8 protein-coding genes and 1 pseudogene are annotated in these 13,202 nt (G+C 72.1%); 3 read left to right on the top strand and 6 right to left on the bottom strand.

The genetic code is table 11. From position 1 onward, the window contains the following. Positions 1–83: 83 nt before the first annotated feature. From GA0074692_RS04715 to GA0074692_RS33820, 4 genes are all read right to left on the bottom strand, one after another. Entirely contained in the window at positions 84–1,313 is a 1,230-nt protein-coding gene (locus tag GA0074692_RS04715; RefSeq protein WP_091639713.1) for an MFS transporter, read from the bottom strand. Between the two features lies 1 nt (position 1,314). Beyond that, positions 1,315–2,676, bottom strand: a complete 1,362-nt coding sequence (locus GA0074692_RS04710; protein WP_141725159.1) for a condensation domain-containing protein — start codon at positions 2,674–2,676, stop codon at positions 1,315–1,317. Positions 2,677–2,681: 5 nt separating this feature from the next. Further along, positions 2,682–5,156, bottom strand: a complete 2,475-nt coding sequence (locus tag GA0074692_RS04705) for a tetratricopeptide repeat protein (protein WP_091639707.1) — start codon at positions 5,154–5,156, stop codon at positions 2,682–2,684. Positions 5,157–5,469: 313 nt separating this feature from the next. Further along, positions 5,470–5,895 (bottom strand): hypothetical protein, encoded by a 426-nt coding sequence (locus GA0074692_RS33820; RefSeq protein WP_141725158.1) that lies wholly within the window; start codon positions 5,893–5,895, stop codon positions 5,470–5,472. 89 nt (positions 5,896–5,984) lie between these two features. Between GA0074692_RS33820 and GA0074692_RS04700 the strand changes: the two genes are divergently transcribed. Then, positions 5,985–6,725, top strand: coding sequence for a hypothetical protein (locus tag GA0074692_RS04700; protein WP_091639705.1), 741 nt, complete (start codon positions 5,985–5,987; stop codon positions 6,723–6,725). 533 nt (positions 6,726–7,258) lie between these two features. Here GA0074692_RS04700 and GA0074692_RS04695 read toward each other — a convergent pair. Both GA0074692_RS04695 and GA0074692_RS04690 read right to left on the bottom strand, forming a co-directional pair. Further along, positions 7,259–7,809 (bottom strand): annotated as a pseudogene (locus GA0074692_RS04695) (IS110 family transposase); the annotation flags it as partial. A 330-nt stretch (positions 7,810–8,139) separates the two neighbouring features. Next, a complete protein-coding gene (locus GA0074692_RS04690; RefSeq protein WP_091639703.1) occupies positions 8,140–9,435 on the bottom strand; it encodes a discoidin domain-containing protein in 1,296 nt (431 codons plus the stop codon). Positions 9,436–9,680: 245 nt separating this feature from the next. On the opposite strand from GA0074692_RS04690, the gene GA0074692_RS34540 reads away from it, so the two are divergent. Both GA0074692_RS34540 and GA0074692_RS04685 read left to right on the top strand, forming a co-directional pair. Then, a complete protein-coding gene (locus GA0074692_RS34540; protein ID WP_176738225.1) occupies positions 9,681–9,833 on the top strand; it encodes a hypothetical protein in 153 nt (50 codons plus the stop codon). Between the two features lie 339 nt (positions 9,834–10,172). Further along, positions 10,173–13,190, top strand: a complete 3,018-nt coding sequence (locus GA0074692_RS04685; protein ID WP_091639701.1) for a discoidin domain-containing protein — start codon at positions 10,173–10,175, stop codon at positions 13,188–13,190. The last annotated feature ends 12 nt before the right edge of the window (positions 13,191–13,202 follow it).

The following is a 13,202-nucleotide window of genomic DNA, read 5'->3' as shown; positions in this document are numbered from 1 at the left end:
GACGGGTGTCCGTGTCGAGACGCCTTCTGATGAGCCGGTGCAGTCGGACGTGGCGTCCACTCCAGGCTCCCGCCACAGGTGGCCTACGCGGGCTGCCGGTCGGCCGGAACGCCCAGGCGCAGCAGCGGCAGGCAGGAGAGGAGCAGGCCGACCGCACCCACCCACAGGGCCACCCGGGCGCCGGCGGCGGCCCCCAGCACGGTGCCCAGCAGCGCGCCCAGCGGCATCGCCCCGCCGAGCAGGAACCGCATGGTGGCGTTCATCCGGCCGAGCAGTTCGGGTGGGCACAGCTGCTGGCGCAGACTGACCTGGGCCACATTGGAGGCCGTCGCACCCGCCCACAGCAGCAGGTAGCCGCCAGCCGCCAGCCAGATCCGACCGGCGCTGTCGATCAGGGGTGTGAGCAGCGCGAACGGCGCGGTGACGAGGAGGCAGAGCCAGGCCGAACGATACTGCCCGAGCCGCTGGGCCAGGCGCCAGGCCACCACCGCGCCGAGGATCCCGCCGGTGCCGCCCGCGCTGAAGTACACGCTGGCCGTCGCCGGGGACGCGCCCAGCTCGCTGACCAGGCGCACCGGCACCATCGTGTGCAACACCAGGGCAAACATGTTGTACGCGCCGCCGGCCAGCGCCAGCACGCGCAGCACCGGGTGGCGCAGCACGTAGGCCACGCCGTCCCGGATCTGCCCGGCGAGCCGGGACCGGCCGGTGGTGGCGGGCCGCGAGTCGGCCGCACGGATCCGAGCCAGGTACGCGGCGGACCCGGCGAACCCCGCCGCGATCAGCAAGACGGCGGGTCCGGTGCCGGCCAGCTCGACGGCCAGCCCGGCCAGCGCGGGACCCGCGACCTGCGCCACCGCGAGGGTGGTGCTCAGGCGGGCGTTGCCCTCGACCAACTCCTCGGACCGCACCACCCGCGGGAGGTAGCTCTGGTGCGCGACGTCGAAGAACACCGTGAGCACCCCGACGCCGAGGACGACGACGTACAACTGGCCGAGCGCCACGCCGCCCGGCGCCGCCGGCACGGCCAGCGACGCGATGAGCGCGGCCCGCCCCAGGTCTGTGCCGATGAGCAGCCGCCGCTGCCGCACCCGGTCGACGACCGCGCCGGCGGGCAGGCCGACGACCAGGAACGCGACCGTGCCCAGCGTGCCGACCAGACCCACCTGCCACGCGGAGGCGTGCATCGGGCCGGCCGCCACCAACGGCAGCGCCACCAGGGCCATCCGGGCGCCGAACTGGCTCGCGACCGCCCCGAGCCACAGGGACCGGAAGTCGTGCTGCCGGAGCAGCCCGGAGCGGCGGTACGCCATGTCAGGTCGGCGCGGCCGTGGTCGGGACGTCGGCTGCCCGCAGCCAGGTCGCGCGCAGCAGGTCGGCGGCCCGGTCCGCCTCGATGTCGGGCCGTTCCGCGAGCAGTTCGAAGAACCGGACCAGAGCGGCACCCACCGGCTCGGCGCCCGGCAGCACCTCGGGGTCGTGGTGGACGGTCAGCTCGGGCTGCTCAGCCGACCACGTGACCGCCAGATGCAACGCGTTGTGGGCGGGGAACCCGCGCCGGCCGGCGGGCGGGCGCACGGCGCCGCGCAGCAGCCGGCCCGCCGGGCCGATCGTGGCGGAGCCGAGCGTAAAGGTGCGCTCCGCCGCCACCACGTTGAGCACGAGGCGGCGCCGTTCGCGCAGGGCCTCGACCCCACCGAAGTCGGTCAGCCACTGGCCGATCAGGGGCGGCGCGGCGGCGTTGGCGGCGGCGAGGCCGCGGACCCAGCCGGCGAGCGAGGGGGACGGGATGTCGTCCGGCGGCACGCTCACGACCGCCTCGTGCAGCGCGCCGGGGACCTCGAGGCTCTTTCGCGTCCACCGGCCGCCCCGCGCGTACAGCACCGGGACGTCCGCCTCGGTCCAGAGTCCCAGCAGGAACGACAGGGCCGCCAGGAGCAGGCCGGAGCCGGTCGCACCGGTGAGCTCCCGGCCACGCCGGATGGCCCCCGCGGTGTCGCCACCCAGCCGCAGCGGCCAGGCGGCGGTCGCAGTGGTGTCCCGCCACGGTTTCCAGCGCCCGCCGGGGAAGGCGACGGCGGGGACCTCCCGGCTCATCACCTCCGCCCAGAACTCCCGGGAGGCGGACCGCCGCGAGTCCGCAGCGGTCTCGGCCACGTACGCGAAGAACGAGGGCACCGGCGGCGGCGTGCGCTCGGGATGCTCGTACGCCGCAGCCGCGTGGCGCACGAACCGGGTGTGCGTCGCGTGATCGGCGAAGCCGTGGTCCACCACGAGGGCGAGCGCGTGGTCGTCCGGCGCCAGCCGCACCAGGCAGGCACCGGCCAGCGGGTCGTGGCGCAGGTCGATCGGTGCGTACACCGCGACGCCGAGCGCCGCCCCGGCCGCCTCCAGCCGCCGGTCCGCCGGTATGTCGGCACAGTCCACCGTGGTCACCGGGAACGGCTGCTCGGCCCCGCACACCAGCTCGGGGCCCGGAGCGAACCGGGCTCGCCACACGTCGTTGCCGGCGGCGACGGCCCGCATGGCGGCGGCCAGGCGGGGCACGTTCACCTCGCCGCGGACGTGCCACAGCGTCCAGGCCCGGGGCATCGGGTTGTGCCGGGGCAGGCCGGCCTCGTCGGTATCGCTCAGTAGCAGCAGTTCACGCTGCGCTCCGTAGGGCGGCACCCCCACCCGGCTCACCCCTCGAACGCGGGCAGCCGTGACCACGCCGGCTGGCCCGCGGCCCAGGCTGCCAGCACTCCCCGGTCATCGGGCAGCCGGCCGCGCAGGTGCAGGTCGCGCAGCCGGCGCAGCGGCGTCACGCCGGTCGGCCAGTGCGCGAGCGAGCGGCGGTAGCACTCGGCGGCCAGGTCGGCCCGGCCCAGTTGCTCATGCATCTGGCCGGCGTTGAACCAGGAGATGCGGCCGTACGGGAACTGCAGGTGCGCGGCCCGCAGGTACGCGTCGAGCGCGCCGCTGACGTCGCCGGCCTGGTATCGCAGCTCCCCCGCGGTAAGCCAGGTCTTCGGGTCGATCGGGTCGATCCGCTCCGCCAACTCGTCCACCAGGGCCAGCGCGGTGTCGCGTTCGCCGAGGTACGTGTGGGTGCGGACGGCGGTCTCCACGGCCGGGAAGTAGTTGTCCGCGGCGATGACCCGGGTGTGCTCGTCGTGCCCGGTCAGATCCCGGGCGATGCCGAGCCACCGGTCCATGTCCGCGCGCAGCAGGTCGCGGTCGCCGGTGAGGAACGGCAGGAACCCCATGGCCCTGAACCATCTGCTGGTCATGATCGCGGCGTCGAACTCCGACACCTCGGCCAGTGCGGTGTACCGGGCCAGGTCCTCCTCGCCGAGCTTGCGCCAGCGGGCAATGGTTTCGGGCTCCCGGCGCCGGGCCGCGTTGACCGTGGCGTTGATGGTGGTGACCACCCTCGTGCGGGCGTACCGGACGTCGTCGCCGAGCTGGTCGTACAGCGTGCGGAAGTGCGGCTCCAGCTCGGCCGCGTGCCCCGTGGTGAGCATCTGCTCGGCGAAGATCCAGCTGGCCAGCGCGTACGCGCCCACGGGGTCGCGCACCTGCACGTCTGGCCCGGGAAGGATCTGCTCGGCCTCGGCGTGGAAACCCACGGCGGACAGCAGCCGGCCCAGCAGCGCCCGGTCCAGCAGCGGCAGGTCCGACGCGTTGGCCAGCCGGTCCCGCACCTCGGGCGGGCAGCCGTCGGGCGCCGCCAGCCAGGTCCGGTAGTCGGCCGAGGCGCCACCGGATGCATACCCGTACACCGCGGCCGTCGCCTGCATCTCCTCGCGGAACATGGCGGCCGTCGCCCGCTGCGGGTGGATCTCCCGGAACCACGGCTCGCGACGCTCGAGCACGGCGGTGTAGGACATCAGTGGCGTGTGGATCGCGACCGGCGGAGAGTCGACCGGGTCGAGGATCTCGCTCGGGCTCAGGTCGAGGAACGGCCGGTAGCGCTCGAGCGGAAGCGGACGCGCCCCGGCCGCCGGCTCTCGCACTGCGACCGCCCAACGCACCGCGTCGGCGCAGACCGTGCCACCCAACGCCGGACGCCGCGCCACGAGAACCTCCAACCGGTCCCGCTCCTCGCGGCGATCCGAGGCGAGCAGGTCGGCCAGCGCCCCCACCAGCTCGCCGGTGTCGGCTGTCGCGGCCGGCCCGCCGGTGTCGGCTGTCGCCGCGGGCCCGCCGCTCTCGACGGCCGCAGTGGGGGTCGCCAGGTCGAGCAGTCCGGCCACCGCTGCGGTCCGCTCCGCCAGCCCGGTCCGGGCGGCCACCCGGTAGTGAGTGCGGGCCGCCTCCTGGTCGCCCGCCGCCCGGGCCGCGTCCGCCGCGAGGAGCCAGGTCGCCGCGCCGGTCGGATCGAGGTCGAGGGCGGCGCCGGCGAACTCGCGCGCCGGCCCGGCGCCGGTCTCGTTCAGGGCGGCGCGGGCGGCGGCCCGCAGCAGCGCCAGCGCGGCGTCGCGCGCAAGGAAGTCGTCCCGGTCCGTCCCCAGGTCGCGGACGACGGCGCGGACCGTGTCGGCCTCGGGCCCCGGCTCGCCCGGGCAGCGCAGCCGCACGGCGAGGATCCGGGCCCGGGCGACCACGCCGAGCCGGTCGCCAGCCAGGCCGGCGGCCAGGGACTCCGCCGCGGCGAGCGCCTCCCCGGCCGGCTGCCCGATCGTCGCGGCATGCCCGGCCCGGGCCAGTGCGGTGGCGAGGCGGACCGGCAGGCCCGCCGCCTCGGGCGGCACCGGGGGAAGTGGTTGCCGGCCGTCCTCGGCGAGCAGGAGATCCCGCCAGGCGCGCACCGGGGACGGTGCGTCCTCACCGAGGCGCCACAGCAGTTTCGCGGCGTCTTCCCGGCGGCCCAGCGCGCGCATCAGTCGGGCTGCCCACAGGAGGCCGGCGTGGCCCTCGGTCTCGAGCCGCTCACGCACCTCGGGCGGCGCGACGAGTGTGTCCTTGGCGTCGAGCAGGCCGGAGCGGTGCATCGCGCGGCGCAGGCCGGCGGGCGGCGCATGTGCGGGCAACCAGCCGCACGGGTCGGACCGGCCGGCACAGAACAGTGCCGTTTCGGCGACCAGGGCCGGCGGGACCGCGGGATCGGCGGTCAGGTCGATGAGCGGGCGCAGCGGCAACGCCGCCGGATCCCGCCAGGTGATGCCGGCCATCCCTTTCCTCCCGCCCCGGTCGGTTGGTTCGGTGCCGGGGGGCGGACACGCGGCGATGGGACAGCCCGCGCCCGCCCGGTTGGTGACCGGCGGGTCAGTTGATGACGGCGTTGATCAGACCCACGGCGGTTCCTTCGAGGTCCTCGTAGCGCTCCATACTCGACACCTCCTCCCGCTCGGGCGAGGAGAATGGGCGATGACGGCCCCTGTTCCTGCCATTTTCGCCCAGTCAGGAATCACAGTCAATCTACTGAGGATGGTCGATAACGGGTGCCCGCCGCGCCCCGGCCGACCGGAACGGCCGACGGCCGGGTCAGGTGCCGGCGGGGGCGGTGTGCCGCCACTCGGCCCGGCCGGCGACCGCGCTGCCGGCGGCCACCAGGGCCAGGACGGCCACGATGGCCCACTCGACATCGCCTAAACGCCATGTGTGAGCGCGAAGGCGGCGACCGGGTGTTGTTCGCCGGTCATGGCCGGTCAGGGCAGCGGCGACCGCTTGGAGACTCGCCTTGATGTAGGTGGTGGTGGCGGGTCCGCGCCGGTCGGTGGGCAGGACCGCGCCCCGGGCCTGGACGTGTTCCTGGAGGCGTTCGGCGAGGGTCGAGGTGATGGACTGCCAGCGCAGGGTGCCGCCTTCCCGGTGAGGCGGATCAGGCAGTGACGGTGTCGAGGTCGACCAGGCGGAGGGCAGGAACGGGTTGAACCCAACTGAGGCTGGATATCCCCGACTATCGATCACATGGTGGCTCCAATCCATGCAGTGGTACTACTGTCAGTCCCGTCCTGATCACTCCTGCGGCACGAGTTCGTGGAAAGGAGATCACCCCGGTGACGTACCGGCATGAGGGCGATCTGCAACTGACCCACAGCCCCGCTCGGGGTTACTGGAACTTCGTCCTGCACATCGAACCTCCAGGCGTGGTGGGAAGCGCCTTGAATGCCTCCCAGAGGTTCGACGCGTCCCGCAGCCGGTACGCGGCGGAGTGGCTCGACCGGCTGGTTCCCTGCGATCCGGACGCCCTTCACCTCACCCTCGTTGGCCCAAGCGACGCGCCGAAGCTCTGGCATCCCTGCGTCCACGACGATCCCGATTCCCCCTCCGCTGTCGCGCGTGAGGGGTGCGTCTGCTGGCAGACGCTCCGCGACCCCCTGACCTGGCTTCCCGTTGCCGCGCACCACTACCGCACGGCCAGCGGCAACCACGAACACTGGCAGCACTGCACCTACGCACCCCTGTCCCTTCCCGACGGCGAGCGCCTCGACGCGCTCATCATCGACCGGGAAGCGCACATGATCTGGGCACGCAGCAACAGCGGTGCCCTGCACATCCTGCCCGAGGAGCAAGGGCGCGGATACAACGTGGGGTACGGGGGCGGGGGTCCCACAGAACTGGCCCGGATGGTCGAGAAAATCGTGAAATCGGACGGTACCGACATAACGCCTGGCACCCCAACTGAAATGCCGAATCGCAGAGTGCACTCCTGGGTGAGCAGCAAGGCGGCGGACCACACCCAGGAACTCACGCTCGATCAGCTCAAGCTGCTCTGCCGTACCGGCACGACGGAGTAGGAACCCGCGGCCGTTCGCCGTCACCGCTTCGCACGTCTGCGGACGAAGCCGCGGTGGAGACCAGGGCCGCGCATCGGCGGCCGGCTCGGGCTGACCCCTTCGAGGCGCCACGCGGTGCTGCGCCGGAGTGGCCGCCTCGGCCGTGCCACGGGCCGATCGATGCGGGGCGGCGACGAGCACGCCACGCCCTCAAGGCGGGCGGGACGGGTTAGTGGCGCTCGACGCTGAACCGTCTGCCGAAAGCGGCTACCACTCCAACCGTTTGAGGCGGGCCCAGTTCGCAAGGCCAAGACCCGCCCCAACATCCCGCTCCCCTGCTCCGAGCTCGCACCAGTGCCGCACCGAAGCCGGCGGCACCAGGTGCCCCTGACCGGCTCGGAGAGCGATCACTTCTTGTCACTGTTGGTCAGCGTCGGGCTAGGGTTTTCGGGGGGGTGTCCCTATGGGTTTCGTCAAGCGGCGATCGGTGTGGCTGGGCGGGGTTGGTAGGGGATCTTGTCGCGGAGCATGGCGTAGAGGACGTCGCAGCGGCGTCGGGCGAGGCAGATGAGGACGGCCTTGTGCTGGACTTTCGGGCCGAGGACGCGTTCCAGAGCAGGGTGGATCTGGGTGAGCAAGCCGCGGATCCGGTTCGACACGCGGGTGGCTTCGCCGGCGAGGTCGTCGTCGAAGCCGACGAGGACTTCCAGCTCGGCCAGGGCCTCGTCGCCGACGTCGACCCGCCGCAGCGTGTGGGGAGGGTGCGGGCGGCATCGGCGATCACAAACGCGTCGCGGGCGTCGGTCTTCGCGTTGCCGGGGTGCAGGTCGGCGATGCGGCGCATCGCCAGGCCGGGCAGGTAGGCCACCTGATGCCCGCACGCCCGAGCCACCGCCACAGGCAGAGCGCCAATCGAGGCTGGCTGGTCGACCACCACCAGAACCGTGCCGTGACGGCCGAGTTTGTCGAACAGTTGCCGCAGCCGGGTCTCGGTGTTGGGCAGCGGCGCGTCGTGCAGCCGTCTGCCGTCCGGGGCCAACCCGACCGCGTGATGGCCTTCCTTACCGACGTCCAACCCGAGGAAGACGCCGTACCCGCCGTGCACCAGACCCGCCTCCACACCTCATCGCGTGGGTCCCCGGCCGAGTCAGGGCGTCGGACTGCCGGCAGCCACGTTACGAAGAGACCAACCCCGCAAAGGGGGCGGCCGTGTCCCTATCAGCGGTCCGCCGACGCCACCCGACCCGGCGACAACACCCCCCGGATCATCAACGACAGGGGCAGAAAGTCATACCGGGCCGGGCGACCGAGGAGTCCCCGGCTGGGGACGATCAAAAAGGTAACGGGGTGAGCGCCTCGGCCCGCGATCAGTCCACGGGTCCTTGCAGGTGCACGCGGTCGGGTTACGGATCCAACCTCCGTAGCCCGCGATTCGTCAGGCCGGTCCCGCGCCTGCGGTGACCGACATGCCGATCGACCCATAGCCCGAGCCGACCTGGTTGTCGCTGTAGAACTTCACACCGGTCGAGGCCGAGGTGACCTCCATGACCCTGGTCGAGGAACCCACGAACTTGTTACGGGTGATCGAAACATTGTCTGGCCCGTCCAACTTGATGGCCTGGTTCCAACTGTCGCCGATCTCGTTGTCCGCGACGATCCAGTTCCTCATACCGTCGGTGTTGCCGCCGGAGTTCCCACCTCGGCCGTAGTCCTCGACCATCAACCACTGGTGGATGCTGGGGATGCTGTTGTCGCGGCCCGGGTTCGCCGGACCGACGGCCTTGTTGCCGCGGATCTGCACGTCGTCACTGGCAGTGGGGTGCGAGCTCGACACCCACGTCTGGATGAAGTCGGTGTGGCTGTCGCCCGGGTCGCCGGTCACGAAGTTGATGGCGGTGTTGTAGAGAATCTTGTGACCGTTACCGAAGAATGTGATGGCATTCAGGTCGCCGGGGCCTCTGACGCCCTTGATGTCGTTGTTCTGGATGGTGACGTTCGTGTTGTTGTCCGAGTAGATGCCGTACTGCTGCTGGGCGTCCACCCGGCAGTTCTGGATCACCACGTGGTCGACGTTGATCAGTACGCCGCCGCGGATGGTGTTGCCCTGGCAGTCGTAGACCTTGGGCGCGGTGGCGGTGCCCCCAGAGTTTATCGTGTACTTGGAACTTTGATTCGCGACCAGAATCGCGCCGGCCGGAGTCGCCACACCACCGACGCCAAGAGTCTGCGTGGGCGGGGTCGTCGGCGGGGCCGTCGGACCGGACACGGTCGCCTCGGTGATGCTCGTCCACTTGGCCGAGTCGGAGGAGGAGTTGCCGTACCCGACAACCCGCACGTAGCGGGCCAGCCCGTCGGCGAAGTCGTACGCCTCCGGGCTGAGCGTGGTGCCGCTGCTGGTTGCCCGGGACAGCACGGTCGACCACGCCGCGCCGTCCTGGGACAGCTGGACGTCGAACGTCGCCCGCCGAGTGTTCCCGTCGTACCAGGCCAGCGATATCGCGCCGACGGTGGTGACCGAGCCGAGGTCGAAGCGGATCCAGACCCCGTCACCAGCTCCGGACCACCGGGTGGACAGGTTGCCGTCGATCGCGTTGGCCGGCACGTTGCCGTCGTGGGAGCTGGCCGTCGCCGCCGTGATGGGCAGCGTCGCCGCCGTCGCCGACTGGCCGAGCAGCACCACCGAGCCGAGCGCTACGCACGCTCCCAGCGCGGCCGTCAGAATGCGCCTCACCGATACCCCTTTCCTCGTGTCGTGCCTGTCCGACGAAGGGAGGGAGCAGCCAGTGGGTGCCGCCGGGAATGCATTGGAGCGGTCGGATGGTTCACGTGCGGTTCCTCGGAGCGGGCCCGCCGACCATCTGCCCCCACCTTCCCACCACAACAGATTGACAGCAGTCGCTAGGTTAACGTGGTTTATCGGGCGAGGAAGTCCACCCGCCTCCTACCGCGCTGGCTCACCGTGTGTGGCTCGAGCACATGCGCGGCATGCAGCCACACCCGACGGTGATGCGGATCCTCAACAACGTCGGTGTCGCCCGCTACGCGACGCAGGACATCGAGGACAGGTTGCGCCGCGACGCGATCCTGATGTGCGGACGCCTGACCACAACTCCGGCCACCCTGGCCTGAAGAATCACCGGCCAGCCTCCGCAGGGCCGGATCCCACCGGACAACCACCGCGCACGATGCCGTCCTCGGCCACCGTGCAGCGCACTCGCCGGACTACGGTGCCCAGCACGGCGAACAGCGCCGGCGGCGAACAGCTCATCCCCATTGCCACGAACGCCCCGCTACGTCAGGGTGCGCGACACCGTCCGGACCAACCCCCGATACGGCTATTCGCTGTGGTCTGTCGAGGTGTGTTCGGCCTGAGAACGAGCACCTGGCTACCGCCGCCGAAAAGATCTCCGTTCACGAAGGTTTCCTAACTATTGACTTGCGCAAGTACTTTTGGAGAGAGTGCCGTCTATGCTCACTCGTAGAGCCCTGCTTGCTCTGGCCGGTGCTGCCAGCGGCGCCCTTGCCCTGCCCGTTCCCGTATTCGCCCCGGACGTGAGTCTGGCTGCGGACCCGGTCGCGGACGAGTATCGCCGCCTGCTGCTCGTGCACACCCGGTGGGTGCAGCAGCAGTGGGACCCGGCGATCGGCGCGTACCGGGCCGCGGATTTCCGGTTCGCTGCCGTCCTCGGCAACGCCGTGCTGCTCACCACCGACGGCTACGACGCCGGTCTGGCCGGTGTCGACGCGACCGTCCTGCGCGGGCAGACGCTCGCCACGATCACCCGGTTCGCCGCGACGAACCGGCTCGCCGGTGGCACCGAATGGGGCCGACGGCTGTTCTGGGACTCGACGTTCGAGTTGTACTTCGTGCTCGCCGCCCGGCTGCTGTGGGCGGAGCTAGACGCCGCCACCCGGTCGAACGTCGACGCGATCGCACGCGGGCAGGCCGCCTACGCGTACGGGCTGGGCACCGGCAACGACCCGCTCAGCGGCTCCTGGACCCCGAACGGCAGCGCCGGCGGGTACCGCGGCGACACCAAACTCGAGGAGATGGGCGTCTACGCGCAGGCCATCGCGCCCGGCCTGGCCTGGGCTCCGGCCGGTGACGCCGAGGCGAGCCGCTGGCAGGAGCGGTTCGTGTTCTGGGCGGCCAACGCCAGCGGGCTGCCCGCCGCCGACCGCGCCAACCCGGCCGTGATCGACGGCCGCCCGGTCAGCGCCTGGAACGTCGCGCACAACCTGCACGACACGTTCGTGGTGGAGAACCACGAGTCGGTGAACCCGCACTACCAGGCCGAACTGTGGCGCACCGCCGGGCGGGCCGCCGCGCACTTCCTCGCCGCCGGCCGGCCGTTGCCCCAGGTGCTGACCCGCCAGCCCAACGGGCGGGAACTGTGGGCAACCCTGCGGCTGCTGGCCAGCGACGCCGGTGAGCCGGTCATGCCGATGATCGCCGACCGCTACCACCTGTACGGCCGTGATGTGCTACCTCTGGCGTTCCTCGCCCAGGTTCAGGGCGACCGGCACGCCGCCCGCGCCGAGGCGGACCTGGCGGCGCGGCTGATGCCCTACCTGCGGTACGCGCCGGAGAACCGGCTCACGAAGTTCAGCGGCGAGGAGAAGTACGAGCCGGAGGCCCGCGCCGAGCTTGCCATCGCGTACCTGTTCCACCGCTGGCGGACAACGCCGGTACAGCCGGTGACCAGCGCCGAGTTCTTCACCGCCGCCGCCGGAACCCGGTTCTTCGGCACAGCCGTCGGTCTGACCGCGCACCAGAGCACCACCGGCTTCGCTGCCGCCGTCACCAAACCCGGTCAGGTCCGGTTCCTGTGGCAGCCCGGCCACGACAACTGGCTGATCGACACCCGGGCACCCGCCTTCCTGCCCGCACAGACCGCGCCGCCGATGCGGCAGTGGACGGCCGCCTACACCGCCGCCCGCGACGGCGTCGACTCCACCGCCACCGTGCTGCAGACCGCCGCCGGGTGGGCCGGATACGCCACCCTCCCGACCGGCACCGTCGTCTACACCGGCCCCGGCCCGTCGTCACTGACCCTGTTCAACCTGACCATGCCCGGCGTCCCCGGCCTCGACGGCTCCCGGACCTTCACCGGCCCGGCAGGCACCGTGACACTCCCTGCCGGGCTCGGTGACGGCGGCACCGACACGATCACCTTCACGGCCCGCAGCGCCAGACACGTCCGGTTCCTCGGCCAGGCCGCGTCCGGGCAGTACGGCTACTCCCTGTTCGCCTTCGAGGCGTTCGACGCCACCGGCACCGACCGGGCTCGCGGCCGTACCGTCACCGCGTCGTCGGCCGACCCGGCCTATCCGGCCACGAACGCCGTCGACGGCAACGCCACCACTCGCTGGGCGGTCTCCCGCGACGAGCGCAGCCGCACCGACAGCTGGCTCGCCGTCGACCTCGGCGCTACCGTCCAGCTCACCGGCGTCACTCTCACCTGGGAGGCCGCGTACGCCACCTCGTACCTCGTGCAGACCTCGACCAACGGCACCACCTGGACCACCGCTGTCGCCGTGCCCTCGACCACGACACTGGGCGCCTGGGCCGGCATCGACGGCCGCGCCGGCCTTGTCACGCACGGCGCCACCGGCCCGATCACTGCGTCACCGACGCGGATCACCATCCCGCCCGCCACCCTCATCGAGGGCTACAGCGGTGCCGGAACGGACCTGGCCGCCGCGGCGGCCAGGCGGCTACCCACCGGCGGGCCGGCCACCCTGCGCGTCAGCGACGCCGACGGGTACCTCACCCTGCTCAACCTCTCCCCCACTGCCGTCAACGGCGCGGTCCTGACCCTGCCGCGCGGCGACCGGCTCTACCGCGGGGTGTCCGTTGCCCGCGCCGACGGCGGCCTGGACCTGACCGCTTCGGTACCCGCCGGCGGTGGCGCCGTACGGCCCGCCCGGTTCACCGTGACCGGCCGCGCACCGACCGGCGCCCGATTCTCGGTCGCCGACTCGCACAACGTCACGGTCACCGCACCGGCAGGCGCCGCCATCGACGTTCGCCTGACCGCCGGGTCCTGGTCGGCGCAGGCGCAGGTACCCGCAGGCGCGACCCGGAGTTTCACCAAGCCGGTCGACGGGCCGGTCACCCCCACCACCGACCTGGCTCGCGGCCGCACCACCTTCCCCACCTCGCCGCTACCCGCAGGCATGGGCGAACCGTCGCACGCCGTCGACGGCGACCCTGGTACCTCCTGGCGCCCCGGCCCGAACGGGCGGATGGTCGTGGATCTGGGCACGTCACGCACCGTCGCGGCCGTGTCGCTGGCCTGGACCAGCGGCACCCGCCGTGCCGTGCGCGTCGAGACTTCGACCGACGGCACCACCTACAGCATCTTCAGCGGGCCGTTGTCCGCGCGGTACATCGCGGTGGCTGTGCCCGGCTGGACCACCGGCGACGCGGAGATCGTCGAGTTGTCCGTCACCGCGCAGCCCGCGTCCCCCGAGCCTTCATGACGACACGAGCAC

It is taken from the genome of Micromonospora pallida, from assembly GCF_900090325.1.
Taxonomy (GTDB): domain Bacteria; phylum Actinomycetota; class Actinomycetes; order Mycobacteriales; family Micromonosporaceae; genus Micromonospora; species Micromonospora pallida.
The sequence above is the reverse complement of the archived record's forward strand: the minus strand, read 5'-3'. Positions and strand labels throughout refer to the sequence as shown.